Consider the following 21,456-nt stretch of genomic DNA (forward strand, 5'->3'; position numbering starts at 1 on the left):
GCAGAAACGCGCGCAGGGGTCCGGCGATGGCGTCGCCGGCCGGCATTGGGCCACATCCCATACCCCCCTCGTCCTGTACGCCGGGAAGCACGGCATTGCCGGCTCCACCGGAATGCCCGAGACGAGGAAAGTGCCATGACGCACCCGTCTTCACGCCCCGACTTCTTTGCCTTCCCGAATGGGCCGAGCGCCACGCTGCCCTTCGCGGCCGAGGAATACGAGACCCGCCTCGCGGGCCTCCGCGCCATCCTCGCCGACGCCGGGCTCGACGCGGCCCTGCTCACCTCGATGCAGGCCATCGCCTACTATTCGGGCTTCCTCTACTGCTCCTTCGGCCGCCCCTACGGCCTCGTGGTCACCGCCGAGGCCAGCACCGTAATCGCGGCGAACATCGACGCAGGCCAGCCCGGCCGCCGCTGCCACGGCGAGGCGCTCACCTACACCGACTGGCAGCGCGACAACTTCTGGCGCGCCGCCGCCAGCCGGACGGGCACCGGACGCCGGATCGGGATCGAGGGCGATCACCTGACGCTCCAGGCCCGCGCGAAGCTCGACAGCTTCCTCGCCCCCTCGGCCTCTGCCGACATCGCGCCCGCGATCATGGCCCAGCGCATGGTGAAATCGCCCGCCGAGATCGCCCTCATCCGCGAAGGCACCCGCGTCGCGGATCTCGGCGGCGCGGCGATCCGCGACGCGATCCGCCCCGGCGCGCGCGAGATCGACATTGCGATGGCCGGTCGCGACGCCATGGAGCGCGCCATCGCCGAGGCCTTCCCCGAAGCCGAATACCGCGACACCTGGGTCTGGTTCCAGTCGGGCCTCAACACCGACGGCGCCCACAACCCGGTCACCGCCCGCGCGCTCCGGCCCGGCGACATCCTGAGCCTCAACGCCTTCCCGATGATCTCGGGCTACTACACCGCGCTCGAACGCACGCTCTTCCTCGGCGAACCCGACGCCGCGAGCCTCCGCATCTGGGAGGCCAATGTCGCGACCCACGAGCTCGGCCTCTCGCTCATCCGGCCCGGCGCGCGCTGCTCGGAGATCACCGAGACCCTCAACGCCTTCCTCGCCGAACGCGGCCTGCTGGAATACCGCACCTTCGGCTACGGCCACTCCTTCGGCATCCTCTCGCACTACTACGGCCGCGAGGCGGGGCTCGAACTGCGCGAGGACATCGACACCGTGCTCGAGCCCGGCATGGTCGTCTCGATCGAGCCGATGCTCACCATTCCCGAGGGCCAGCCGGGCGCGGGCGGCTACCGCGAGCACGACATCCTCGTCGTGGGCGAGACGGGCGCCGAGAACATCACCGGCTTCCCCTTCGGCCCGGCGCACAACATCCTGCCCGCCTGAGCGCGGCGCGGCCCGGTGGCGCGGCACCGCGCCCGCTCACCGGGCCATCACATACTGGGCGGCAAGCTCGCGCAGGAGCTTCCGCCGCATCGCCTCAGCGTAATCCTCGTAGGATGCCGTCACCTCGAGAAAGGCCCCCGGCCCGTGCAGCACCTCGGCCCGGTAGAAGGGCACCGGCGGCGGCACCTCGCCCTCGATGACGAGCCCGTTCACCGTGATGCCCGTCATGTCATTGGCCCTGTAGGTGCTCCGCGGCGGAAAGCCGTGGTTGTTGACCCCGTCGCCCGCCACATCGATCACCTGCCGCAGACAACGCTCCGGGGCGTCCCGCAGACGGGCAAGAGCATGGCCGAGCGCATAGCCAAGCGCGGTCGGAAAGCCCTCCGAGGCGCGCCGCGCGGCCGCGACCCGCGCGGCGGCCCGGCCGATGGAGCCCGCATCCTCGACATGCGTCCACTCGAGCCAGTCGAACTGCTGTTCCGTCCCGCTCCATTCGAAGGCGGTGATCCAGATGCCGCCCTGCGCCGCTATGGCCTCCACCACCGCCGGATCGGCAAGCGCGGCGGCCAGCCCCTCCCGCTGAAGCCGGTATTCCCGGCCATCGACCGAGGAGGAGACATCGAGCGCGAGCACCAGCGAAAGACTGCAGGCCGCGCCGGCCTTCGCCGCCGAAACCGCCAGCAGGCCGAGGGCGAGAACGGCGCGGCGGCCCAGCCGCCCGCATCCCCTGCCCCTCCGGGCGCCTCGCGCCATCGCCGTCCTCCCGAACCGTAAGCAGCCAGGGGAGCACGCCCGCGCGCCCCGAAGCCGGGATCCCCGGCCGAGAGCCTACGCGACCGGAGCCGGAACACCAACCTCAGTGCGCATGCAGCGCCGCGAGCATCCGGTAATCGCCGTCGTAGCTTTCCCGCACGCATGCGCCCAGCTCCTCATCGGCCAGCGCCGCCCGGGACGGCAGCCCCTCGCCCGCCACCCAGGCCTCGCGCAGGACCTCGGCCGGCACATCGACCGCGCTCGTGCCCTCCGAGCCATAGGCGGTCGGATTTTCCGGCTTCCGGAAATACTGCCCGGCGATCTCCGTCCCGACCAGCGCCGCCATGCCCTCGAAAAGCTCCCAGAGCGGGAAGACCGCGTCATAGCGGATCGGAAGCAGATGGGCGCGCTGGGGCTGCACATGCACGTCCCGCCGAGCAGGCTCACGGCAGTAGCCGGTCACGAAGCTGCGGAAGCTCGCCGTCTCCGGCTCCTCCTGCATCACGCGGCGGAAGTTGTTGAAGATGCCGCGATTTCCACTGCGGACGACGAACTTGTTGAGATAGGCCGAGATCAGCCGTTCATACGGATCGCGCGTGACGAGAATCATCCGGGCGCAGCGCTCGAGTTCGGCATGGCTGCGGATGCGGTGATGGGCGTTCATGAACTGGATCTCCGCCCCGCGCTCGGTCCCCGGCCGCCCCGCAGGGGAGGTGTCGCAGATCAGCTTCTTGAAGCACGTACAGCCATTCTTGCGGATATAGCAGTAGCCGAAGCGCGTCCCGCCGGCATCGAACCAGTAGTGCGGGTGCGTCGCGAACCCGATCTCGTCCCGAAGGTCCAGTTCAAGCATCTTGTCTCCTGGCCGCCCCTTTGCCCGGCCGCGAAGCATACGGGCCGGCATAACGGGCGCGACCTTCACCGCAAACTCCGGCCGGGCGCAAGGGCCGCCGCGCGCAGCCCCCGGCCCCGCGCCGCCCGGATCACCCCTCGGCGCAGAGCGGTGCGGCCGTTGCCCCGAGCGCGGCTCTCGCGGCCTCGGGCGAGAGGAGCAGGATCAGGCCGCGCTTGCCGCCATTGATACCCACCTCGTCGAACCCCAGGGCCGAGGCCTCGAAGGCCACCGGCACCCGGCGGCGCTGGCCGAAGGGGCTGATGCCTCCGGTGTGATAGCCGGTCAGCCGCTCCGCCTTCTCGGGCGGCATCATCGCCGCCGCCTTGGCCCCGAAAGCCGCGGCCACCCGCTTCATCGAAAGCGTCCGGTCGCCCGGCAGGACGGTGCAGGCCGGCTTGCCGCCCACCTCCACCATCAGCGTCTTGAGCAGCAGCCCCGGCGGCAACCCGAGCGCCTCGGCCGCCTGCAACGCCACCCGGTCATGGCCGGGGTGATAGTCGTATTCGACGGCACGGAACGCGACATTCGCGCTCGCGAGAAACCGTGTGGCCGGTGTGCCGGTGCTCATGGCGCCCCCTTTCCCGTCGCGCAGGCCCGTGCGGGGTCATATCCCATCTCGCGGTCGATCCACCGCACGAGGAGCGCGACGATAGCCGCCTGTTCCTGCGGGCTCAATTCCCGCCCCGGCACGATCCCGTGCCATTTCTCGAGACAGGTCCGGCAGCAGCAGGCGGTGGCGTGCTGGGCGATGAAGACCGGATGCCCTCGCATCGGTGTCTGCCGCCCGTCGTTGCGCGGAAAGGCGGGCGCGAGGCGCTCCGCGACGAAATCCTGCGCATGGGCCGCGATCACCGCACGGCCCTTCGCATCCGCATAGGCCCGCTCCCGCGCGCCAAGCCGGAAGCGGCTGCGAAACCGCGACCGCGCCAGCCGCGCGAGGATGTCGCCGTCAGCGTCCATGCCGCGCCTCACCTCCCGATCACCACCCGGCTCTCCGGCCGCCAGTGCGCGAGGATCCAGCGCAGGTCGTCGCGGCGGAAGGCGACGCAGCCTGCCGTCGGGCGGCGCGGGCCGCGCCAGACGTGGAGGAAGATCGCGCTGCCCCGGCCGGGCACCACCGGAGCGCGGTTCCAGTCGAGCACCGCCACGAGATCGTACATCGGATCGGCCCGCCGCATCGCTTCGTGCGAAAAGCGGTGCGGCCGCTTCACGAGGTCGTTGTAGGCCGGGTCCGCCGGATCGTCCGACCAGCCGTCGCGGAGCCCGATCGGGCGAAAGTTGACAGGAAAACTTGCCATACGGAGTCCATACGGATTCCATATGCGTTCCATACGCCAGAAAACCGCCTCGATCCGGTGGCTGCCCATGGGCGTGACCCCGTCACCTTCGCCGGTCTTGACCCCGATCCCGCCGCGCCCCGTGGCACAGGGAAAGCGCCGCCCGAGAAACCGCGCCCCCCAGCGCCCGACGGCGAGATCGCCGGATCTCACAGGAGATGCCCGCTCTTCTTCGCCTTGGTATCGAGGTAATGCGCATTGTGCACGCCACGCCCCACCCGCAGCGCCACCCGCTCGACGACGCTCAGGCCGCAGTTCTGCATCATCGCCACCTTGGCGGGGTTGTTCGTCATCAGGCGAACCTTGGAAAAACCCATTGTTCTCAGAATGTTGGCGCCGATACGGAAATCGCGTTCGTCATCCTCGAAGCCGAGGCGGTGGTTTGCCTCGACGGTGTCGAAGCCCTGATCCTGCAGCGAATAGGCCCGCATCTTGTTGGCAAGCCCGATCCCCCGGCCCTCCTGATTGAGATAGAGCAGGACACCCGCCCCCTCCGCTCCGATCTGGGCCAGCGCGGCCCGAAGCTGGTGGCCGCAATCGCATTTGAGGCTGCCGATGAGATCCCCGGTGAAACAGGCCGAGTGCAGGCGGCAAAGCAGCGGCTCCGCCCGGTCCGGCGTGCCGATCTCCACCGCATAATGCTCCTCCGCCCCATCCCGAGGCCGAAACACATGCACCCGCCCCGCCTCGGAAACCTCCAGCGGCACCCGCGCCGCGGCGATCTCGACCATCTCCGGATCCGGGCGCTCGAGAGGCAGGTGCGAGAGCTCCACACGGATGAGACCGGCCGTGGAGACAAGCCGCTCCGCAACCTCCGAAGCGACAGGAACGACAAGCGCCGCAGGGAGGAGATGCGCCTGTTTGCAAAGGGTTATTGCTGCGAGATGCAACGAGGCATCGCCGCCGCGCCGCGAGAGATACGGCCCCTTCATCGGATAGAGGAGATCGAAGGAGGGATCGGCCGAAGCCCGCACCCAGCCGAGATCGACGTCCCCCGGCACCGTGACCCGCGCCAGATCGCCGTCATAGGCCCGCGCGCGGAGCGTCCGCGCCCGTCGCGCCGTGAGCGCAAGATCAAGGGGCCCGAGCGCACGGAGATCCGCAAGGCGCTCCTCCGTCGCGGCTTCGGCCGCAAGCACCACGGCATCCCCTGCCGCACCCGAAACGAGGATCGCCGCCCCCATCCGGAGGTCAGCGCGGGCGCGCGCAAGACGTTCCTGAGGCGAGAAGAGCAGGCTCATGATGTCGGTCCGATCGGATTTTCCCGTCGCGCGTTTACCGCCATTCACAGCAAAATGAAACATAAGCCATCCAGGGGACACAGTGCCGTGAGTTCCGATGTGCAGATATTGTTCCACCCGATGTGAACGAGCAGGTCATCACGCGAAAGGGAGATCACAAGATGAGTGCAGTGAAAAAGATCCTGATGGTCGACGACGACAGCGACCTGCGCGAGGCGCTCGCCGATCAGCTGGTCCTGACCGAGGAATTCGACGTATTCGAAGCCTCTGACGGTGCCGACGGTCTCACCCGCGCCAAGGAACAGCATTATGACCTGATCCTGCTCGACGTCGGCCTTCCCGACATGGACGGCCGCGAGGTCTGCCGCCTCATGCGCAAGCAGGGGGTCAAGAGCCCCATCGTCATGTTGACCGGCCACGCCACCGACAGCGACCAGATCCTCGGCCTCGACTCGGGCGCCAACGATTATGTCGCGAAGCCCTTCAAGCTGCCCGTGCTGCTTGCGCGCATCCGCGCCCAGCTCCGGCAGCATGAACAATCGGAAGACGCGGTTTTCTCGGTCGGGCCCTACACCTTCAAGCCGGCCGCGAAACTTCTGCTCGACGAGCAGGATCACAAGATCCGGCTTACGGAGAAGGAAACCAACATCCTGAAGTTCCTCTACCGCGCCGGAGCGGATGTCGTGCCGCGCGACGTGTTGCTTCACGAGGTATGGGGCTACAATGCGGGCGTCACCACCCATACGCTCGAGACGCACATCTACCGCCTGCGCCAGAAGATCGAGCCCGATCCGTCCAATGCACGCATCCTCGTGACCGAGCCCGGCGGCTATCGTCTCGTGGCGGCCTGAGACCGGCCCCTCGACGGACGCGCCCTTCGTCCGGAGGGCACGTCCGCAGCGCCAGGGACGGATTCGAGGTTGTCGCGGCGGGTGCGAACGTTAAAACTCCGGCAGAACAACGCCGGAGCCTCCATGCCGCTCAAGATCTGCACCTGGAACATCAATTCGGTCCGCCTGCGCGAGCCGATCGTGCTGAAGCTCCTCGAGGAGGAAGCGCCGGACATCCTCTGCCTTCAGGAAACCAAGTGTCCGGTGGAGAAACTGCCGCTCGAAGGGTTTGCCGCGCGCGGCTACACGCACGTCGTCGCACGCGGCCAGAAGGGCTACAACGGCGTGATGATCCTCTCCCGCGTGCCGATCGAGGATGCCGGCCATCGCGACGTCTGCCTCAAGGGGGATGCCCGCCACGTTGCGGCGCGCCTGCCCTCCGGCGTGCTCCTGCACAATTTCTACATTCCGGCCGGTGGCGACGTGCCCGACCGCGAGGTGAACCCGAAGTTTGGCCACAAGCTCGATTTCCTCGCCGAACTTCAGGGGTGGTTCAGAGCAGAGCCGCCGCAAGCCGCCATCCTCGTCGGTGATCTCAACATCGCGCCGCGCGAGGATGACGTCTGGAACCACAAGCAGCTCCTGAAGATCGTTTCGCACACACCGGTCGAGACCGAGGCGATGGGCGCGATGCAGGCCGCGGGGGGCTGGGTCGATGTGACCCGGAAGGACATTCCCGAGGGCCTTCTCTATTCCTGGTGGTCCTACCGGGCCCGCGACTGGGACGCCGCCGACAAGGGGCGGCGCCTCGACCATATCTGGGCAAGCCCCGATCTCGCGCCGAAATCCGGCGGCAGCCGCATTGCCCGCCATGTCCGCGGCTGGGACCAGCCCAGCGACCATGCTCCCGTCTTTGCCGAATTCGAGGTCTGAGGCCATGATCGACGCTGAAATCACCGGTCCGGTGGGCCGCATCACCCTGAACCGCCCCGAAGCGCACAACGCGCTCGACCGCACCGCGATGGCGGAGATGACGGGCGTGCTCGAAAGCTGGTGGGAGCACCCTGACCTCCGCGTGCTTGTCGTCACCGGCACCGGCAAGAGCTTCTGTGCCGGGGCCTCGCTCGGGGATGTGGCCGCGGGCGGCAACGACTGGTCCGACAATCCGCTTACCAGGCTCTGCGACACGCTGGAGGAGTTTCCCGCCCCGACCATCGCGCGGCTCAATGGCGGCGCTTACGGCGGCGGCGTGGAGATCGCACTGGCGTGCGATTTCCGGGTCGGCATCACCGGCATGAAGGCCTTCGCCCCGCCCGCCCGGCTCGGCATTCATTACGAACCCGCGGGCATCCGTCGCGCCATGGACCGGGTCGGCGCGCAGATGGCCCGGCGCATGTTCCTCCTCGCCGAACGCTTCGAGGCGGAGGATCTGCATGCCATGGGCTTCCTCGATTTCCTGATGCAGACAGGCGAACTCGACGAGAAGGTGGACGAGCTCGTCGCAATCCTCTCGAGCCTCGCCCCGCTCGCGGAGCGCGGCATGAAGCGCACCATCGTGGAGCTTTCGCGTGGCACGCTCGACGCGGAGGCGGCCCGGGAACGCGTCGCCGCCTGCTTTGCTTCCGCCGATCACGCCGAGGGGCTGGCGGCGCAGGCAGAGAAGCGCCCGCCGGTCTTCGTCGGCAAGTGAGCGCGCGGATGAAAGCTCACCAGGATCCCCGCGCCTTTCTCCGCAGCCTTCTCGACGCTGCCGTCGCCGCCGCCCTTCCCGACAGCTCCGTCGCGGCCTTCCTGCCCGAACGGCCAAAAGGGCGCACCATCGTCGTGGGCGCGGGCAAGGGCGCGGCCCAGCTCGCCCAAGCCTTCGAGGCGCACTGGCAGGGTCCGCTCGAAGGGGTCGTCGTCACCCGCTACGGCTATGCCGCGCCCTGTGAGCGCATCGAGGTGCTCGAGGCCGCCCATCCCGAGCCCGACGAAGCCGGGCTCCTCGCTGCAAGACGCCTGCTCGACACCGTCGAGGGCCTCAGCGAAGACGATCTCGTCGTGGCGCTGGTCTGCGGCGGCGGCTCGGCGCTGCTGCCCTGCCCGCCGGAAGGGCTCTCCCTGGCCGATGAGCTTGCGGTCAACCGCGCGCTGCTCGCCTCGGGCGCGCCGATCACCGACATGAACATCGTCCGAAAGCACGTCTCTGGCATCAAGGGCGGCCGCCTTGCCGCCGCGGCTTACCCGGCCCGGGTCGTCTCGCTCATCGTCTCCGACATTCCCGGCGATGATCCCGCGATGGTTGCCTCCGGCCCCACCGTACCGGATGCCGCGACGCCGGAAATGGCGCGCGCCATCGTCGCCGAATACGGGCTGGATCTGCCGCAAGCGGTGCATGACCACCTTGCAGGCCCCGACTGCGCCGCACCGCAGCCCGGAGACGAGGCGTTTGCCCGAAACGAGGTGCATGTCATAGCCTCGGCCGCCGTCTCGCTCGAAGCGGCACAGGCCGCCGCCGAAGACGCTGGCATCCCCGCCATGATCCTCTCGGATGCGATCGAGGGCGAAAGCCGCGATGTTGCCCGGGTCCATGCCGCAATCGCCCGCGAGATCGCGACCCGCGACCGGCCCTTCACGAAACCCGTGGTCCTGCTCTCGGGCGGCGAAACCACCGTGACCATGCGCGGCAAGGGCAAGGGCGGACGCAACAGCGAGTTCCTGCTCTCGCTTGCACTTGCGCTCGACGGGATCGAGGGAATTCACGCGCTCGCCGCCGATACCGACGGCATTGACGGCTCGGAGGACAACGCCGGGGGCTTTGCCGATGGCGGCACCGCGGGCCGCATCCGCAACGCCGGAGCAGATCCCCGGGCGCTTCTTGCGCGCAATGACGCCTGGACTGCGCTCGATCATGCGGGCGACATCCTCGTCACCGGGCCGACCGGCACCAACGTGAACGACTTCCGCGCCATTCTCATCCTCTGAGGTGCCGTTGACAAACCGCGCCCGGCGCAGGACTGTCGCGGCCGAGCAGAAGACAAGACGGACGGATGGGGATGAGCGAGGACCCGTATGCCGATCTCGGCGTCGCAAGGACGGCGAGCCAGGACGAAATCAAGAAGGCCTACAAGACGATCGCGAAGGAGAGCCATCCGGATCTCAACCCAGGCGATGCCGGTGCGGAGGCGCGCTTCAAGGCCGCGGCTTCGGCCTACGATCTCCTCAAGGATCCCGAGAAGCGCGCCCGGTTCGATGCCGGCGAGATCGACGCAAGTGGCCAGGAGCAGCCCGAGCGCCGGTTCTACCGCGAATATGCCGAAGGCCCGGAAGCGACCTACCACACCTCGCGCGGCTACGAGGATTTCGGCAACTATTCCGACATCTTCGCCGATCTCTTCGGCCAGCGCGCACGCCAAAGCGGCTCCCGGCAGGGCGGGTTCGACCCGCGTGGCTTCCGACAGGGGGCGGGCGGCCAGGAGGCCCATTTCGAGATGCGCGGACCGGACGAGCGCTATGCGCTCGAAGTAAGTTTCCTGGAGGCAGCGAAGGGCGCAACGAAGCGCATCACCCTGCCCACAGGCGCGACGCTTGATGTGAAGATCCCGGAAGGCCTCGCCGATGGCCAGACGATCCGCCTGCGCGGCAAGGGCGGTGCGGGTTTCGGCGGCGGCCCCGCGGGAGATGCACTCGTGCTCGTTCACGTCGAACCCCACGCCACCTTCCGCCGCGAGGGCGAGGACATCCATGTCGAGCTGCCGATCGGCCTCGACGAGGCCGTGCTCGGCGCCCGGATCGAGATCCCGACCATCGATGGCCGCGTGGCGCTCCGCATTCCGAAGGGGGCCACCACCGGCCAGGTGATGCGCCTCCGCGGGCGCGGGATAAAAAAAGGTGCGACGCACGGCGACCAACTCGTGACGCTCAAGATCGTGGCGCCGCCGGAGGTCGATCCCGGGCTCGAGGAGTTCTTCCGTCGCTGGCGCGAAACCCACGCCTATGATCCACGCAAGGGGGTGTTCTGATGGGCCGCTTCTATTCCCGAACCGAGATTGTCGCACGGGTCGAGGGACTTACGGTCGCACACCTCGAAACCTACGTCGCCGCCAACTGTGTCGTTCCCTGCAATCGCGACGGCGCCCCGGCCTTTACCGAAGCGGATCTTGCCCGGCTCCAGCTCCTGACCGAACTCGCCTCGGACTTCGAGCTTGACGAGGACGCCGCGGCCATGGTGCTCGGGCTGGTCGACCAGATCCATGGCCTCCGGCGCGAACTGCGCGCGCTCGGCGAAGCGTTGGCCGAGGAGCCCGAAGAGACCCGCGCCCGCATCCGCAGCCGCCTCGGCGCAACCGGCTGAACCAGCCGGCAGCGCCTACCGCCAGCCGAGTGCCGGCGCGACGTGGGTCAGGATCGCCTCGATCACATGGGCGTTGTATTCGACGCCAAGCTGGTTCGGCACGGTCAGGAGCAGCGTATCAGCCTCGGCAATCGCCTCGTCGCGCGCGAGCTCCGCGATGAGGGCATCGGGCTCGGCAGCATAGCTGCGCCCGAAAATCGCCCGCGTGGTCGCATCGAGCATGCCGATCTGGTCTCGGCTCTGGTTGCCGCGGCCGAAATACATCCGGTCCCGGTCGTCGGTCAGCGCAAAGATCGACCGGCTGACCGAAACCCGCGGGGTCCGGGCATGGCCCGCCTTTGCCCAGGCCTCGCGGTAGGCACGGATCTGCCGCGCCTGCTGGATATGGAAGGGCTCCCCGGTCTCGTCGTTCTTGAGCGTCGAGCTCTGGAGGTTCATGCCCCGCTGCGCCGCCCAGACGGCCGTGGCATCCGACGCGGCCCCCCACCAGATACGCTCAAGCAAGCCTTGCGAATGCGGTTCGAGCCGCAGGAGACCCGGCGGGTTCTCGAACATCGGCTGCGGATTGGGCTCGGCAAAGCCCTCTCCGCGCAACATGTCGAGAAACACCTCGGCATGTTCGCGCGCCATCTCCGCATCACCTTCGCCTTCGCGCGGGCAGTAGCCAAAGTAGCGCCAGCCGTCGATCACCTGTTCGGGCGAGCCGCGGCTGATCCCGAGTTGCAACCGCCCGCCCGCGATCAGGTCCGCCGCACCGGCATCCTCGGCCATGTAGAACGGGTTTTCATAGCGCATGTCGATGACAGCAGTGCCAATCTCGATGCGCTTCGTACGCGCGCCCACCGCGGCAAGAAGCGGAAAGGGAGAGGCAAGCTGGCGCGCGAAGTGATGCACGCGAAAATAGGCGCCGTCCGCACCGAGCTCCTCCGCAGCAACCGCGAGTTCAATCGACTGGAGCAAGGCATCCGAGGCCGAGCGCGTGCCGGATCCGGCAGCAGGGCTCCAGTGCCCGAAGGAGAGAAAGCCGATCTTCTTCATTCGTGAGCTCCCGAGATGCGCGGCGCGGCGGGAGCTTCGGCGCAGGGCACGGCCTTGTCCAGTACGAACGAACCCGGACCCAGCGTTCCACACGGTCTTTTGGTCAGCCATGCGAGTCGCCGTCACGGCCCATATGCGCCTGGGCGGGCCCGCCGTCATGCCGCGAAGCGTTTCGCTCCGGCCACACAGAGCACGACGACAAGCGTGCAGGCAATCATCGGCCAGGCTATCGGCTCCCCGAGCAGCACCGCAGCGATACCAAGCCCGAAGAAGGGCTGCAGGAGTTGCAGCTGCCCGACGCCTGCGATGCCGCCAAGTGCGAGTCCCCTGTACCAGAATACGAAACCCAACAGCATGCTGAACACCGCAACATACCCAAGGCCCATCCAGCCGGAGGGAGAGACACCGCGCAGGGTGCCCGGCCAGGCCATGATCGCCAGCCCGCACATGACCGGCAGCGACAGCGCGAGCGCCCAGCAGATCACCTGCCAGCCGCCGAGACGGCGCGAAAGCACGGCGCCCTCGGCGTAGCCGAGCCCGCAGACGATAATCGCGGCAAGCATCGCGAGATCGCCCTCTATGGAACCGCCGGCCCCCTGCAAGAGCGCAAAGCCCGCGACCGAAACCGCGCCGAGAATCGAGAAGAACCAGAATGCCGGTTTCGGCCGCTCGCCACCGCGCAGGACCCCGAAGCCCGCCGTTGCGAGCGGCAGGAGCCCGATGAAAACAACCGAATGCGCCGCGGTGACATGGCGGAGCGCAAGTGCGGTCAGCAGCGGAAAACCGATCACCACGCCCAGCGCGACAACAAGGAGCGGTCCGAGATCGCGCCGCGCCGGCCGGTTCTGTTTCAGGGTCCGCAGCACCAGCAGGCCGATCAACGCCGCGATCACCGCCCGTGCCGAGGTGAGGAAAAGCGGCGTGAAATCCTGCACGGCGACGCGCGTTGCGGGCAGCGACCCGCTGAAGATCAGCACCCCGAGCAGCCCGCTGCCCCAACCTGTTCTGTGATGTCCCATATCAGCCTCGCGTTTCATCCGATTGGCATAGGTCGGAAGGGCTGGCGCGAACAGACACACAGCAATACAATATCCCCAAACTGTATTGCCTTCAGAAGCATTACAGTCTGGGGGGGGAACGCACGGAAGCATGACCAAGACCGGGATGTTGATGCAGGTGGTGCGCGACAAGATCGCGCGCAGGGCGCTTGTGGCTGGTGACCGGCTGCCCTCGATTCGCGGCCTCGCCCGAGCGATGGAAGTGTCACCCGCAACCGTGGTCGAAGCTTATGACCGCCTCGCTGCCGAGGGCATCATTCACGCCCGGCCCGGCTCGGGATTTTTCGTGACCGGCCTCGCCATTCCGCCGCTGAATGTCGCTGCGATGGGTGCACGGCGCCCGCGCAATGTCGATCCGTTCTGGGTTTCACGTCAGGCGCTCGATGCAGAGCCCGGTGCGCTCCAGCCGGGATGCGGCTGGCTCCCGGAGGACTGGATGCCACACGCCGCCCTGCGGCGCGGCCTGCGGGCCCTTGCCAAAGCTGACCCGGCCCTGCTCACCAACTATGCCGCGGCCCGCGGGTCACCCGCCTTGCGGCGGTATCTTCTCGGCCGTTTCGCCGAAGAGCGCCTCCCGGCGGAGCCGGATCAGCTCATGCTGACCGCTTCGGCATCTCAGGCGATGGATCTCATCTGCCGTCTGCTGCTTCAGCCCGGCGACACGGTGCTGGTGGACGATCCCGGCTATTTCAATTTTCATGCACTCCTGCGCGCCCACCGGGTGGACATTGCCAGTGTGCCCCGCATGCCGGAAGGACCCGATCTTGCCGCCTTCGAGGCCGCGCTTGGCACTGCGACCGCGCCACGACTCTACATCACCAATTCCGCGCTCCACAATCCGACCGGCGCCGCGCTCTCGCCCCAGACCGCCCACCGGGTGCTGGCACTCGCGGAGGCCCATGACGTGACGATCGTGGAGGACGATACCTTCGCCGATCTCGAACCCGAACCCTCACCGCGCCTTGCGGTGCTCGACGGCCTGTCCCGCGTGCTCAGAATCGGCGGATTCTCCAAGACCCTCTCGGCCTCTGTCCGCTGCGGTTACATTGCCGGACGCGCGGACTGGATCGAGGCGCTGACCGACCTTCAGGTCGCGACGAGCTTTGGCGGCCCGAGCCCGGTATCGGCCGAACTGATCGCCGGCGCGCTCTCGGGCGGCGGCTATCGCAAGCATCTGGCCGAAATCCGCGCCCGGCTTGCCACGGCCCGCAGGGCCACCATCGCCAACCTCCGGCCGCTCGGGATCACGCCTTGGGTCGTGCCGCGCGGCGGCTTCTATCTCTGGTGCCAATTTCCCGACGGTATCGATACCGGAGAGGTGGCGCAGCGCTGTCTTGAGGAAAACATCATCATGGCGCCCGGAAATGTCTTCAGCCCCTCGCAGTCGGCCGCCGCATTCATGCGCTTCAATGTCGCCCACATGAGCGAGGGAAGGGTCTATGCGGCACTCAAAGCTGCGATGTCAGCCTGAGCATGACCGGCAGAAGCCTGAAACCGCATGGCGCGGAAACCACGGGCTTTCGTGGTAGGCCCGGAGGGATTCGAACCCCCAACCAAAGCGTTATGAGCGCTCTGCTCTGACCGTTGAGCTACAGGCCCGCCATGGCCTCCGTGCTAGCCAGTCGCCGTAAGCGGGTCAAGCGCCTGTTCCGCCAGCCGGAGACGTGTGCGCCATTGCCCTCTCCCTCAGCCAAGGGATACCGGCACATGTTCCCTTGGCTTGAGACTTGCGCTAGAGGGCTCACGGCGCAACACCCAAAGGACGGGGGGATAATCCGTGACCGAACGCAAGACCGGGCTCACCTATGCCGCAGCCGGCGTCGATATCGACGCAGGCAATGCGCTCGTGGACCGCATCAAGCCCGCTGCGGCCGCCACGAAGCGCCCCGGTGTGATGGATGGGCTCGGCGGCTTTGGCGCAATGTTCGACCTCCGCGCCGCTGGCTACAGCGACCCGATCCTCGTTGCCGCCACTGACGGCGTCGGGACCAAGCTCAAGATTGCCATCGACACCGGCCGCCTCGATACGGTCGGCATCGACCTCGTGGCGATGTGCGTCAACGATCTCGTCTGCCAGGGCGCAGAGCCGCTACTCTTTCTCGACTACTTCGCCACCGGCAAGCTCGATGTCGAAGGGGCTGCCAGCATCATCGAGGGCATCGCGGAGGGTTGCGCCCAGGCCGGCGCCGCGCTCATCGGCGGCGAGACCGCGGAAATGCCGGGGCTCTACGCCAAGGGCGATTTCGACCTTGCAGGCTTCGCGGTGGGAGCAATGGAACGCGGCGGCCACCTGCCTTCCGGCATCGCCGAAGGGGATGTTCTGCTCGGCCTCGCCTCGTCGGGTGTCCATTCGAACGGCTACTCGCTCGTGCGCCGCATCGTCTCCGAAGCCGGTCTCGGCTGGGACACACCCTGCCCGTTCGGCGAAGGTGCTCTGGGCGACGCGCTGCTGACGCCAACGCGCATCTACGCAAGGCAGGCGATCAAGGCGCTCCGGGCCGGAGGGCTCAAGGGCCTTGCCCACATTACCGGCGGCGGGCTTACCGAGAACCTGCCGCGCATCCTGCCCGAAGGCGTCGGGGCAGAGATCGACCTCGATGCTTGGACGCTGCCAGCGGTCTTCGCCTGGCTCCGGACAGAAGGTGGTATCGAGACCGCCGAGATGCTCAAGACCTTCAACTGCGGAATCGGCCTCGTCGCCGTCGTTGATGCGGAAGCCGCCGATACGCTTGCCGAACTGCTCGCGGCCGAAGGCGAAACCGTTTTCCGCATTGGCACGCTCGTGCCCGGCGCGGGCGTCAGCTACCGGGGCAACCTGTGATCCGCAAGCGCGTCGCCATCCTCATCTCCGGCAGCGGGTCCAATATGGTCTCGCTGCTGCGCGACATGTCCGACCGCCAGCATCCGGCGCTCCCCTGCGTCGTGGTCTCGAACCGGCCCGATGCGGGCGGTCTCGCCAAGGCCACCGAACTCGGTGTCGAGGCGCTTGCCATCGACCACCGCATCTTCAAGGGCGACCGTGCCGCCTTCGAGACACAGCTCACCCGAACGCTCGAGGAGCACGGCACCGAAATCGTCTGCCTCGCCGGCTTCATGCGCGTTCTCACTCCGGGCTTCATCGAGCGCTGGGCCGGACGGATGCTCAACATCCATCCCTCGATCCTGCCGCTTTTCCCCGGCCTTCACACCCATGCCCGCGCCATTGATGCCGGCATGGCGATCCATGGCTGTACCGTTCACGAGGTCACGACGGATCTCGACGCCGGGCCGATCCTGGGCCAGGCCGCTATTCCGATCGAACCGGAGGACACGCCCGACAGCCTTGCCGCGCGCCTCCTGCCCATGGAGCACAAGCTCTATCCGGCCGTGCTGCGCCGCTTTGCCGCCGGCGACCGCCGAAAGGTTTCATTGCTCGGCTGAGCCCTGAAGGCCTCCAGACCATACACCTGTGGGCGTTCCAGAACGCAGATAAATAATCGCATAACGACGAAACTGGTGTGTTTGCGCATCTTTGGGTCTGCACGCGCCTTTCAAACGTAGTAACATTGCGCCATGGGCCCCGTCAGAGGACCCGAAGAAGAAGACCATATCGAGGAAACGCAATGGCGGGACGAACCCAGACCGCGCTCGTATTTCAGGGCGCCGGTGCGGTCGGAGCCTATCATCTCGGCGTCTGGAGACGTCTCCACGAAGCTGGGATCAAGCCGGATATCGTCACGGGCGTTTCGATCGGTGCAATAACCGCAGCCGTGCTCGTGGGCGCCGCGAGCGGAGACCCGCTTCGCGAGCTTGAGGACATCTGGAAGGAATTCACGGTCGGCGCGCCGTTCCTCTTGCCACAGGCGGGCCGGGCGCTTTCCTCGGTCATCAATTTCGGCATGTACCGGCCCCGTCTCGACGTCTGGGCTGCACCCACCTGGACGGCACTGCTCTCGACCGATCCGCTCCGCAGCACGCTCGTGCGCCATGTCGATTTCGACAAACTCAACGACAGCCCCGTCGCCTTCGCGACCTCCGCGATCGATGTGGAAACCGGCCGGATCCAGTGCTTCCGCAATCGTGGCGGCGCCTATGTCGCCCTTGACGACATCGTCGCGAGCGGCAGCATGCCACCGGGCTTTCCAATGACCGAGATCGACGGTCACAGCTACTGGGATGGGGGACCATTCGACTCGACCCCGCTGCAACCCGCGCTCGATCTTTTCGACCACGGACCCAACATTCGGCGCCGCCTCATTCTTGTCGCCCCGCTCCCCTGCCGCGGCAAGGTGCCGACAAACATCAACGAGGTCTCAGAACGCATGGTGGAGCTGCAGTTTTCGGGCCGGCTCCACTCCGAGCTACAGCGCCTCAAGACCCGCAACACACTCATCGAGATCATTCGGGATCTCGAGCCGGAGGTGCAGCGGCGCTTCATGGACGCCTTCCCCGGCGCGCGCGGTCTCGCCCCGGAGAGCTATCTCGACGAGATCATCCATATCGGCAGCTCGGACCCGCGCGTCGTGACCGGCGCCTCGGATTTCTCTGCTACCGCGATCCGCCGCCGGATCGAGGCCGGGTATCAGGATGCAGAGTCCGTGCTTGCGGCCTCCGAAGCCAGCGTCTGACGGCACATGTGGCGCCCGGCTTGCGGCCGAGCCGGTTTGCGCGCAATCTCGGCTCCGGCAAACGAGGGGGAAAGGAGACTGCGCCATGATTGACAGCCGCCGTGAAGCTTCGACCGAGCTTGCCGGAACCCTACCCCGGCGCAGGGCACTCACCCCATGATGGGGCCCGACACCCACGCGGCGGCAATCACGCCCGTTCGGAGTGACGACGATATCGCCTTGGCTTCGCAACTCGCCCGTGCCTTTTTCGACTACATGCGCGCGGCTTGGCCCGAGCGCGCCGGATTGATCGATGACTATCTGATCGCGCAGGATTTCGAAGGTCAGCTTGCCGATTTTCGCAATCACTTCACGCCGCCCCATGGCGAGTGCCTGCTGGCGCGACTCGGCGGCGAAGGGGTCGGGATCGTCATGCTGAAACCCTATGCGCCAGAGGTCTGCGAACTCAACCGCATGTATGTCACCCGCGCCGCTCGCGGGCACGGGCTCGGCAGGCGGCTTTGCGAAGAACTCATCTCGCAAGCCCGTGCCCTCGGCTATCGTGAAATCCGCCTCGATGCGCTCAACGAACGGGTCGATGCGGTGCCGCTCTACCGCAAGCTCGGCTTCGGACCGGACCCCGATCCGCCCGCCTTCACCCGCCGCGATCCCGAGATCGTCTCGCTTCGCATGACGCTCTGAACTTCCACCGGAGGCCCCATGGCCCATCCCATATTCTGGCCGACGGCATTGTTGGCCGGCCTCGTCGCATCCTCAACCCTCGCCCAGGATGTCGATTGCGCGAAGGCCTATACCCAGTTCGACATGAATGTCTGCGCCGACCAAGACTACAAGGCTGCCGATGCCGAACTCAACGCAGCCTGGACGGAGGCGAAAGCCACCGCGGATGCGGTCGGCGCAGGCCCTGCACTGCTCGATGCACAGCGCAAATGGATTGCCTATCGCGACGCAGCCTGTGAGGCGGAGGCCGCGCAATACGAGGGCGGGTCGATCCAGCCGCTCATCCGCCTCTCCTGCCTCACCCGGCTGACCGAACGGCGCAGCACGGATCTTCGGGAATTCTCGCGACCCTGAGCGATCGCGGCAGATACCGGATGGAAGCGAACTGCCTCGGTTCCGGCATTCACACCGGATTCAACGGCCAAAAATGACTATTTTCTGAGCAATTTGTCGATCCCGCTCCAGTGGGGGCTTTTGCCCCCGGCGGCGTGTGTGTCAGTCTGCACTCAATTGCGCGCTGCGACAACAGCACCCCGGAGGACAAGACCCCATGCCCACGCCCATCTCCCGCGCCGCCTATGCCGACATGTATGGCCCTACGACGGGTGACAGGCTGCGGCTGGCGGACACCGACCTGATCGTCGAGGTCGAGCGGGATCTGACCACCTATGGCGAGGAGGTGAAGTTCGGCGGCGGAAAGGTCATCCGCGACGGCATGGGGCAAAGCCAGTGCACCCGCGCCGAGGGCGCGGTCGATACCGTCATCACCAATGCCCTGATCCTAGACTGGACGGGCATCTACAAGGCGGATGTCGGGCTCAAGGACGGGCGGATAGCCGCCATCGGCAAGGCCGGGAACCCGGACACACAGCCCGGCGTCGACATCATCGTCGGCCCTGGCACGGAAGTCATCGCAGGCGAAGGGAGGATCCTGACTGCAGGCGGGTTCGACGCGCATATCCACTTCATCTGCCCGCAACAGATCGACGACGCACTGCACTCCGGCATCACGACGATGCTGGGCGGCGGCACCGGCCCCGCCCATGGCACGCTCGCCACAACCTGCACGCCAGGCCCGTGGCATCTCGGCCGGATGCTCCAGAGCCTCGACGCCTTCCCGATGAATTTCGGGCTCGCGGGCAAGGGTAACGCCTCGCGGCCAGCCGCGCTCGAGGAAATGGTCAAGGGCGGCGCCTGCGCCCTGAAGCTCCACGAGGACTGGGGCACCACGCCCGCGGCCATCGACTGCTGCCTCTCGGTCGCGGATGACATGGACGTGCAGGTGATGATCCACACCGATACGCTCAACGAGAGCGGTTTCGTCGAAAACACCGTAGCCGCCTTCAAGGGCCGCACCATCCACGCCTTCCACACCGAGGGCGCCGGCGGTGGGCACGCACCCGACATCATCAAGGTCTGCGGGGAGGCCAATGTGATCCCCTCTTCCACCAACCCGACCCGCCCCTACACGGTGAACACCCTCGAGGAGCATCTCGACATGCTCATGGTCTGCCACCACCTCGACAAGGCGATCCCCGAGGATGTCGCCTTCGCCGAGAGCCGGATCCGAAAGGAGACCATCGCCGCCGAGGACATCCTCCACGACATGGGGGCCTTCTCGATCATCTCGTCCGACAGTCAGGCGATGGGGCGCATCGGCGAGGTCATCATCCGCACATGGCAAACCGCCCACAAGATGAAGGTCCAGCGCGGCCGGCTGCCCGAGGAAACCGGTGCGAACGACAACTTCCGCGTGAAGCGCTACGTCGCGAAATACACCATCAATCCCGCGGTGGCGCACGGGGTCTCCAGGCACATAGGTTCCGTCGAAACCGGAAAGCGCGCCGATCTGGTGCTCTGGTCGCCCGCCTTCTTTGGCGTGAAACCCGAGATGGTTCTGATGGCTGGCACCATCGTCTGCGCCCAGATGGGCGACCCCAACGCCTCGATCCCGACACCGCAGCCGGTCTACACCCGGCCGATGTTCGGCGCCTATGGCCGATCGGTCGAGAACTCCGCCGTGCTCTTCGTCTCCGCCGCCGCCGAGGCCGAAGGTGTCGGCGCAGCACTCGGCCTCGCAAAGCAGACGCTTGCCGTAGAGAACACCCGCGGCGGCATCGGCAAGGCCGCCATGAAGCTCAACGACACCTGCCCCCGGATCGAGGTCGATCCAGAAACCTACGAGGTGCGCGCAGACGGTGAACTCCTCACCTGCGAGCCTGCCGAAGAGCTCCCGATGGCGCAGCGCTACTTCATGTTCTGAGTACCCGACGGGTCACGGCCAGACCAGGAAGACATAGGCCGCATATCCCGCGAGCAGCACCGCGCCTTCGCCCCGGCTGAGCCGCCGCCCGGTGAAGGCAAAGACCATGACGATGGCGGAAATACCCACCATCACGAGATTATCGAAGCGCACTATGTCCTGCGGCACCGCGGTCGGCGCGATCATCGCGGTCACCCCGCCGATGCCGAGAATGTTGTAGATGTTCGACCCGACGATGTTCCCGAAAGCAACGTCCGTCTGCCGCCGGAGTGCAGCCATCACCGAGGTAACGAGCTCCGGAAGCGAGGTGCCGAGCGCAACGACGGTCAGGCCGATCACCGTGTCGGAAATGCCCAGCTGATGGGCAAGACCCACCGCCCCCTTCACGAAGAACGCACCGCCGCCCACGACAGCCGCAATGCCAAGGAGCGCGGTCGCGAGTGGCAAGAGCAGAGCGCCCGTCTGTGCCCGGCGCGGCACGAGCGCCGCTTCGACCTCCGACAGTGCAAGCCCCTTGTCGTAGACTGCGCCATGATCGTCCGGGATCTGGCGTTCCTGCCGGAAGGCGAGCCAGATGTAGCCGCCGAGCGCCAGGACGAAGAGTGCGCCGAGCGGGCGACTTATAGGCACAAAAGCCGCCAGCATGGCGAAGGCAAGAGCTACGGCAACCATCGTTGCGCCATCGCGCTTCAGCGCCGCCGAGGTCACCCCGATCGGAAAGAGTAGCGCCGCCGCCCCGAGAATCAGCAGGATGTTGGCAATGTTGGAGCCGACGATATTGCCGTAGGCGACGCCGGGATAACCGTCGAGGGCAGCCTTTACCGAGGTGACGAGCTCGGGTGTCGAGGTTCCGAAACCCACCAGAGTGAGGCCGATAACGAGTGGCGAAACGCCGAAGCGTTCCGCAACGGCGACGGCCCCGCGCACAAGCAGCTCGCCTCCACCGACGAGCAGAACGAGGCCGACGAGAAGCGGTAGAAGGATTTCCATAAACCGATGACCTCAGGCGCGGAAGCGCGCGA

Annotated in this window: 23 protein-coding genes and 1 tRNA gene; 14 read left to right on the forward strand and 10 right to left on the reverse strand. The window is 67.0% G+C overall.

Going from position 1 to position 21,456, the window contains the following annotated elements:
• Window positions 1-135 precede the first annotated feature (135 nt).
• Entirely contained in the window at window positions 136-1,356 is a 1,221-nt protein-coding gene (locus tag ACF66B_RS04225; protein ID WP_111430394.1) for an aminopeptidase P family protein, read from the forward strand.
• A 36-nt stretch (window positions 1,357-1,392) separates the two neighbouring features.
• Here ACF66B_RS04225 and ACF66B_RS04230 read toward each other — a convergent pair whose 3' ends face one another.
• The 6 genes from ACF66B_RS04230 to ribA all read right to left on the reverse strand — a co-directional run bounded on the left by ACF66B_RS04230 (window position 1,393) and on the right by ribA (window position 5,582).
• Window positions 1,393-2,109: a DUF1194 domain-containing protein gene (locus ACF66B_RS04230; RefSeq protein ID WP_111430393.1), complete on the reverse strand. Its 717-nt coding sequence runs from the start codon at window positions 2,107-2,109 to the stop codon at window positions 1,393-1,395.
• A gap of 103 nt (window positions 2,110-2,212) precedes the next feature.
• Entirely contained in the window at window positions 2,213-2,962 is a 750-nt protein-coding gene (locus ACF66B_RS04235) for a sulfotransferase family 2 domain-containing protein (RefSeq protein ID WP_162683303.1), read from the reverse strand.
• Between the two features lie 130 nt (window positions 2,963-3,092).
• Window positions 3,093-3,572: a YbaK/EbsC family protein gene (locus ACF66B_RS04240; RefSeq protein ID WP_111430391.1), complete on the reverse strand. Its 480-nt coding sequence runs from the start codon at window positions 3,570-3,572 to the stop codon at window positions 3,093-3,095.
• On the reverse strand, window positions 3,569-3,964 hold the full coding sequence (locus ACF66B_RS04245; protein WP_111430390.1) for a DUF4186 domain-containing protein: 396 nt from the start codon (window positions 3,962-3,964) through the stop codon (window positions 3,569-3,571). The genes ACF66B_RS04240 and ACF66B_RS04245 overlap by 4 nt, the downstream gene beginning before the upstream one ends.
• Before the next feature lie 8 nt (window positions 3,965-3,972).
• On the reverse strand, window positions 3,973-4,494 hold the full coding sequence (locus ACF66B_RS04250; protein WP_111430389.1) for a L,D-transpeptidase family protein: 522 nt from the start codon (window positions 4,492-4,494) through the stop codon (window positions 3,973-3,975).
• Window positions 4,491-5,582: a GTP cyclohydrolase II gene (ribA, locus tag ACF66B_RS04255; RefSeq protein WP_111430411.1), complete on the reverse strand. Its 1,092-nt coding sequence runs from the start codon at window positions 5,580-5,582 to the stop codon at window positions 4,491-4,493. The genes ACF66B_RS04250 and ribA overlap by 4 nt, the downstream gene beginning before the upstream one ends.
• A 161-nt stretch (window positions 5,583-5,743) precedes the next feature.
• Between ribA and ACF66B_RS04260 the strand changes: the two genes are divergently transcribed.
• From ACF66B_RS04260 to ACF66B_RS04285, 6 genes are all read left to right on the forward strand, one after another.
• Window positions 5,744-6,433 (forward strand): response regulator transcription factor, encoded by a 690-nt coding sequence (locus ACF66B_RS04260; RefSeq protein WP_111430388.1) that lies wholly within the window; start codon window positions 5,744-5,746, stop codon window positions 6,431-6,433.
• Window positions 6,434-6,556: 123 nt separating this feature from the next.
• Entirely contained in the window at window positions 6,557-7,345 is a 789-nt protein-coding gene (locus ACF66B_RS04265; RefSeq protein ID WP_111430387.1) for an exodeoxyribonuclease III, read from the forward strand.
• Between the two features lie 4 nt (window positions 7,346-7,349).
• On the forward strand, window positions 7,350-8,102 hold the full coding sequence (locus ACF66B_RS04270; protein WP_162683302.1) for an enoyl-CoA hydratase/isomerase family protein: 753 nt from the start codon (window positions 7,350-7,352) through the stop codon (window positions 8,100-8,102).
• A gap of 8 nt (window positions 8,103-8,110) precedes the next feature.
• Window positions 8,111-9,379 (forward strand): glycerate kinase, encoded by a 1,269-nt coding sequence (locus tag ACF66B_RS04275; protein WP_111430385.1) that lies wholly within the window; start codon window positions 8,111-8,113, stop codon window positions 9,377-9,379.
• A gap of 71 nt (window positions 9,380-9,450) precedes the next feature.
• Entirely contained in the window at window positions 9,451-10,416 is a 966-nt protein-coding gene (locus ACF66B_RS04280; RefSeq protein WP_111430410.1) for a J domain-containing protein, read from the forward strand.
• Entirely contained in the window at window positions 10,416-10,748 is a 333-nt protein-coding gene (locus tag ACF66B_RS04285) for a chaperone modulator CbpM (protein ID WP_111430384.1), read from the forward strand. Before ACF66B_RS04280 ends, ACF66B_RS04285 begins: the two co-directional genes overlap by 1 nt.
• A gap of 15 nt (window positions 10,749-10,763) precedes the next feature.
• On the opposite strand, the gene ACF66B_RS04290 is transcribed toward ACF66B_RS04285, so the two are convergent.
• Both ACF66B_RS04290 and ACF66B_RS04295 read right to left on the reverse strand, forming a co-directional pair.
• Window positions 10,764-11,786: an LLM class flavin-dependent oxidoreductase gene (locus ACF66B_RS04290; RefSeq protein ID WP_111430383.1), complete on the reverse strand. Its 1,023-nt coding sequence runs from the start codon at window positions 11,784-11,786 to the stop codon at window positions 10,764-10,766.
• A gap of 155 nt (window positions 11,787-11,941) precedes the next feature.
• Window positions 11,942-12,805 carry a DMT family transporter gene (locus tag ACF66B_RS04295; RefSeq protein ID WP_111430382.1) on the reverse strand — a complete coding sequence of 288 codons (864 nt, stop codon included), beginning with the start codon at window positions 12,803-12,805 and terminating at the stop codon, window positions 11,942-11,944.
• 130 nt (window positions 12,806-12,935) lie between these two features.
• On the opposite strand from ACF66B_RS04295, the gene ACF66B_RS04300 reads away from it, so the two are divergent.
• Complete coding sequence (locus ACF66B_RS04300) at window positions 12,936-14,315, forward strand: PLP-dependent aminotransferase family protein (RefSeq protein ID WP_392664127.1); 1,380 nt, start codon at window positions 12,936-12,938, stop codon at window positions 14,313-14,315.
• Between the two features lie 52 nt (window positions 14,316-14,367).
• Here the strand turns inward: ACF66B_RS04300 and ACF66B_RS04305 are convergent.
• Window positions 14,368-14,443, reverse strand: a tRNA-Ile gene (locus ACF66B_RS04305).
• Window positions 14,444-14,621: 178 nt separating this feature from the next.
• On the opposite strand from ACF66B_RS04305, the gene purM reads away from it, so the two are divergent.
• The 6 genes from purM (at window position 14,622) to ureC (ending at window position 20,434) form a co-directional block, all read left to right on the forward strand.
• Window positions 14,622-15,665, forward strand: coding sequence for a phosphoribosylformylglycinamidine cyclo-ligase (gene purM, locus ACF66B_RS04310; RefSeq protein ID WP_111430381.1), 1,044 nt, complete (start codon window positions 14,622-14,624; stop codon window positions 15,663-15,665).
• Window positions 15,665-16,264 carry a phosphoribosylglycinamide formyltransferase gene (gene purN, locus ACF66B_RS04315; RefSeq protein ID WP_111430408.1) on the forward strand — a complete coding sequence of 200 codons (600 nt, stop codon included), beginning with the start codon at window positions 15,665-15,667 and terminating at the stop codon, window positions 16,262-16,264. Before purM ends, purN begins: the two co-directional genes overlap by 1 nt.
• 182 nt (window positions 16,265-16,446) lie before the next feature.
• Window positions 16,447-17,451 (forward strand): patatin-like phospholipase family protein, encoded by a 1,005-nt coding sequence (locus ACF66B_RS04320; RefSeq protein WP_111430380.1) that lies wholly within the window; start codon window positions 16,447-16,449, stop codon window positions 17,449-17,451.
• A 156-nt stretch (window positions 17,452-17,607) separates the two neighbouring features.
• Entirely contained in the window at window positions 17,608-18,132 is a 525-nt protein-coding gene (locus ACF66B_RS04325) for a GNAT family N-acetyltransferase (protein WP_111430379.1), read from the forward strand.
• Window positions 18,133-18,150: 18 nt separating this feature from the next.
• On the forward strand, window positions 18,151-18,525 hold the full coding sequence (locus ACF66B_RS04330; protein WP_111430378.1) for a lysozyme inhibitor LprI family protein: 375 nt from the start codon (window positions 18,151-18,153) through the stop codon (window positions 18,523-18,525).
• A 196-nt stretch (window positions 18,526-18,721) separates the two neighbouring features.
• Complete coding sequence (gene ureC / locus ACF66B_RS04335; RefSeq protein ID WP_111430377.1) at window positions 18,722-20,434, forward strand: urease subunit alpha; 1,713 nt, start codon at window positions 18,722-18,724, stop codon at window positions 20,432-20,434.
• A gap of 12 nt (window positions 20,435-20,446) precedes the next feature.
• Here the strand turns inward: ureC and ACF66B_RS04340 are convergent, their stop codons facing one another.
• On the reverse strand, window positions 20,447-21,424 hold the full coding sequence (locus ACF66B_RS04340) for a calcium/sodium antiporter (RefSeq protein ID WP_111430376.1): 978 nt from the start codon (window positions 21,422-21,424) through the stop codon (window positions 20,447-20,449).
• Window positions 21,425-21,456 lie beyond the last annotated feature (32 nt).

Source organism: Amaricoccus sp. B4 (genome assembly GCF_043226085.1).
GTDB lineage: Bacteria > Pseudomonadota > Alphaproteobacteria > Rhodobacterales > Rhodobacteraceae > Amaricoccus.

Coding starts and splice junctions, on each gene's coding strand:
- ACF66B_RS04245 (WP_111430390.1), bottom strand. CDS start 3,964: ATGGACGCTGACGGCGACATCCTCGCGCGGCTGGCGCGGTCGCGGTTT.
- ACF66B_RS04240 (WP_111430391.1), bottom strand. CDS start 3,572: ATGAGCACCGGCACACCGGCCACACGGTTTCTCGCGAGCGCGAATGTC.
- ACF66B_RS04340 (WP_111430376.1), bottom strand. CDS start 21,424: ATGGAAATCCTTCTACCGCTTCTCGTCGGCCTCGTTCTGCTCGTCGGT.
- ACF66B_RS04285 (WP_111430384.1), top strand. CDS start 10,416: ATGGGCCGCTTCTATTCCCGAACCGAGATTGTCGCACGGGTCGAGGGA.
- ACF66B_RS04260 (WP_111430388.1), top strand. CDS start 5,744: ATGAGTGCAGTGAAAAAGATCCTGATGGTCGACGACGACAGCGACCTG.
- ribA (WP_111430411.1), bottom strand. CDS start 5,582: ATGAGCCTGCTCTTCTCGCCTCAGGAACGTCTTGCGCGCGCCCGCGCT.
- ACF66B_RS04280 (WP_111430410.1), top strand. CDS start 9,451: ATGAGCGAGGACCCGTATGCCGATCTCGGCGTCGCAAGGACGGCGAGC.
- ACF66B_RS04300 (WP_392664127.1), top strand. CDS start 12,936: ATGACCAAGACCGGGATGTTGATGCAGGTGGTGCGCGACAAGATCGCG.
- ACF66B_RS04330 (WP_111430378.1), top strand. CDS start 18,151: ATGGCCCATCCCATATTCTGGCCGACGGCATTGTTGGCCGGCCTCGTC.
- ACF66B_RS04235 (WP_162683303.1), bottom strand. CDS start 2,962: ATGCTTGAACTGGACCTTCGGGACGAGATCGGGTTCGCGACGCACCCG.
- ureC (WP_111430377.1), top strand. CDS start 18,722: ATGCCCACGCCCATCTCCCGCGCCGCCTATGCCGACATGTATGGCCCT.
- ACF66B_RS04325 (WP_111430379.1), top strand. CDS start 17,608: ATGATGGGGCCCGACACCCACGCGGCGGCAATCACGCCCGTTCGGAGT.
- ACF66B_RS04290 (WP_111430383.1), bottom strand. CDS start 11,786: ATGAAGAAGATCGGCTTTCTCTCCTTCGGGCACTGGAGCCCTGCTGCC.
- ACF66B_RS04275 (WP_111430385.1), top strand. CDS start 8,111: ATGAAAGCTCACCAGGATCCCCGCGCCTTTCTCCGCAGCCTTCTCGAC.
- ACF66B_RS04265 (WP_111430387.1), top strand. CDS start 6,557: ATGCCGCTCAAGATCTGCACCTGGAACATCAATTCGGTCCGCCTGCGC.
- ACF66B_RS04225 (WP_111430394.1), top strand. CDS start 136: ATGACGCACCCGTCTTCACGCCCCGACTTCTTTGCCTTCCCGAATGGG.
- ACF66B_RS04230 (WP_111430393.1), bottom strand. CDS start 2,109: ATGGCGCGAGGCGCCCGGAGGGGCAGGGGATGCGGGCGGCTGGGCCGC.
- ACF66B_RS04270 (WP_162683302.1), top strand. CDS start 7,350: ATGATCGACGCTGAAATCACCGGTCCGGTGGGCCGCATCACCCTGAAC.
- ACF66B_RS04320 (WP_111430380.1), top strand. CDS start 16,447: ATGGCGGGACGAACCCAGACCGCGCTCGTATTTCAGGGCGCCGGTGCG.
- ACF66B_RS04295 (WP_111430382.1), bottom strand. CDS start 12,805: ATGGGACATCACAGAACAGGTTGGGGCAGCGGGCTGCTCGGGGTGCTG.